General features: G+C 73.0%; 3 protein-coding genes and 1 pseudogene. All 4 read left to right on the top strand.

All coding sequences use genetic code 11. The features are described 5' to 3' along the window. Nucleotides 1-298, top strand: a 298-nt coding sequence (locus ACWCO3_RS33775) for a nucleotidyltransferase family protein (protein ID WP_450014009.1), incomplete at its 5' end; no start/stop codon positions are given. Next, a complete protein-coding gene (locus tag ACWCO3_RS33770; RefSeq protein WP_358165983.1) occupies nucleotides 295-1164 on the top strand; it encodes an AAA family ATPase in 870 nt (289 codons plus the stop codon). The genes ACWCO3_RS33775 and ACWCO3_RS33770, both read left to right, overlap by 4 nt. Further along, complete coding sequence (locus tag ACWCO3_RS33765; RefSeq protein ID WP_450014006.1) at nucleotides 1161-1967, top strand: SRPBCC domain-containing protein; 807 nt, start codon at nucleotides 1161-1163, stop codon at nucleotides 1965-1967. Before ACWCO3_RS33770 ends, ACWCO3_RS33765 begins: the two co-directional genes overlap by 4 nt. Beyond that, a pseudogene (locus ACWCO3_RS33760) lies at nucleotides 1964-2607 on the top strand (CoxE); the annotation flags it as partial. The gene ACWCO3_RS33765 and the pseudogene ACWCO3_RS33760, both read left to right, overlap by 4 nt.

Genomic DNA, 2607 nt, shown 5'->3' with positions numbered 1-2607 from the left:
CGACGCGCTCGTGCTGCTCCTCGGCGACCAGCCGGGCGTCCGCGTCGCGGACGTCCGCCGGGTCGCCGCGGCCACCACCCCGCTGGCCGTATGCCGGTACGCGAACGGGCTGGGCCATCCGTTCCGCTTCGACCAGAAGGTCCTTCCCGAGTTGTACGACCTGCACGGCGACAAGGCCGTCTGGAAGCTGCTGCACTCCGGCCGCCACCCGGTGACCGAGGTGCCCGCCGACGGCCCGGTGCCGGTCGACGTGGACACCCGGGCGGACTACGAGCGCCTGCTGGCCGGCGACGTATGAAAGACGCCCAGGCCGTGCGGGACCGCCTCGACGCCGTCGACTACCTGGTCGACGACGGCCTGGCAATGGCCCTGTTCCTGGCGTTGCGCCTCGGTCGACCACTGCTGCTGGAGGGCGAACCGGGCGTCGGCAAAACCGCCGCCGCGAAGGCGTTGGCCCGCGCGCTGGAAACGCCGCTGATCCGGTTGCAGTGCTACGAAGGGCTGACCGCCGGCGAGGCGCTCTACGAGTGGAACCACCAGCGACAACTGCTGGCGATCCGGCTCGCCGAGGCACAGGACACCCGGCTCACCGACGCGGACCTGTTCAGCGCCGAGTTCCTCCAGGAACGGCCGATCCTGCGGGCCGTACGCCACCGGGGGCCGGTCCCGCCGGTGCTGCTGATCGACGAGATCGACCGGGCCGACGACGAGTTCGAGGCGCTGCTCTTCGAGTTCCTCGGCGAGGCCGGCATCACGATCCCCGAACTCGGCACCTTCACCGCCCGTACGCCGCCGGTCGTGGTGCTCACCTCCAATCGCAGTCGGGAACTGCACGACGCGCTGCGCCGCCGCTGCCTGTACCACTGGATCGACTTTCCCGCGCCGGCCCGGGCCGTGGAGATCGTCCGCCGGGCCGTTCCGGGTGCCACCGAGCCCCTGATCCACACGGCCGTCCAGTTCGTCGGCGGCGTACGCGACCGGGATCTGGAGAAGCCGCCCGGCATGGCGGAGGCCATCGACTGGGTGGCCGCGCTGTCCGTGCTGGGCATCGCCGACCTGGTCGCCGACGACGTCGCGCGGACCATCGGCACCATCGCCAAGACCCCCGACGACCGCGCGGTGGTCGCCGCCGCGCTCCACGCCTACCAGGAGAGCCAGCCGTGAAGATCAGCAACGAGTTCGCGGTCGCCGTGCCGATCGAGCAGGCGTGGTCGGTGCTCACCGACCTCGAAGGGCTCGCACCGTGCCTGCCGGGCGCCCAGTTGACAGGCGTCGACGGCGACGTCTACCGGGGCCGGGTGCGGGTCAAGGTCGGGCCGGTGATCTCCGAGTTCGCGGGCACCGCCCAGTTCGTCGAGAAGGACGACGCCGCGTACCGCGGGGTGATCGACGCGAAGGGCCGCGACGCCCGATCGACCGGGAACGCGTCCGCGCTGGTCACCGCCCAGCTACGGCCGGACGGCGACCGGACGCTGGTCAGTGTGGACACCGACCTGAAGATCTCCGGCAAGCTTGCCCAGTTCGGCAGCGGCATGATCAAGGAAGTGTCCGGCAAGTTGTTGGCCCAGTTCGTCGCCAACCTGGAGGCCAAGCTGGCCGCGGAGCAGCCGACGGCGGCGGCGCCGACCCCTCGTACGGACCCCGAACCCGTCGCGCCGAAGGTCGCCGCGCCGTCCGACCCGGCCGCGTCCGCCACCGCGATCGTGACCACACCCAGCACCGCCGCCGTCGCACCGTCGCCCGTCGAGCCGTCGCCCCTCTCGTCGTCGGCATCCGCGCCGTCGCCCGTCACGCCGTCTGTCGTGGGACCGTCGGCTGATACCGCGCGGGCCACGCCGGCCGCCGAGCCGGAGGCGCTCGACCTGCTCAGCATCGCCGGTGGTTCGGTCACCAAGCGCCTCGTACCGGCGCTCGTTGGCCTTGTCGCCGTCGGCGCGGTGATCGTCTGGCTGGTCGCGCGCCGGTGAGTCCGGGAGTGCTGCGCGGCGTCGACCGGGCCGCGTTCGCTGTGGCGTTCGCCGGCCGGCTGCGACGGGCCGGCGTTGCTGCCGGGCTCACCGACGTCGACGACTTCGTCCGGGCGCTCGCCGCCAGCCCACCCGACTCGATGTCGTCGCTCTACTGGACCGCCCGGATCAGTCTGGTCCGGCGGCACACCGATCTCGCCGCGTTCGACCGGGTCTTCGCGGCGATCTTCGCTGATCCCCCGCCGCTGCCCCGGCCGTCGCGGTCCACGTCGACGACCGACGATCACGACGATCGGTACGTCCGGGTGCCGGCCGACAGCGACGCCTCGGGGTCGGGTGGCGGCCTGCCCTGGGCGACGCTGCCGCCAGCCGTCGCGGAGACCGCGGAACGCGACACCGCGCTGCGGCTGCCCGAGCGGCGGCCCAGCGCTCTCACCGGGCTCGCCGACCGCCCGTTCGACCACCTCGATCCCGCGCAGGTCACGCAACTCGGCGACGCCCTCCGCGCGGCTGTCGTCGGCTGGCCGACCCGGCGTACCCGGCGGCACGCCATCGCCACGGGCGGCGCGCGGGCCCAAGACGTGGGGGTTGCACTCAGAGACGCACGGCGTTCGGTCACCAGTTGGTGCCGGCGCCACAC

Source organism: Micromonospora sp. NPDC002411, assembly GCF_053592955.1.
Note: the sequence above shows the minus strand (reverse complement) of the source record. Positions and strands in the feature narration are given on the sequence as shown.

Excerpts from the sequence above, each read along its gene's own strand:
- ACWCO3_RS33770 (WP_358165983.1), top strand. The coding sequence starts at position 295 with ATGAAAGACGCCCAGGCCGTGCGGGACCGCCTCGACGCCGTCGACTAC.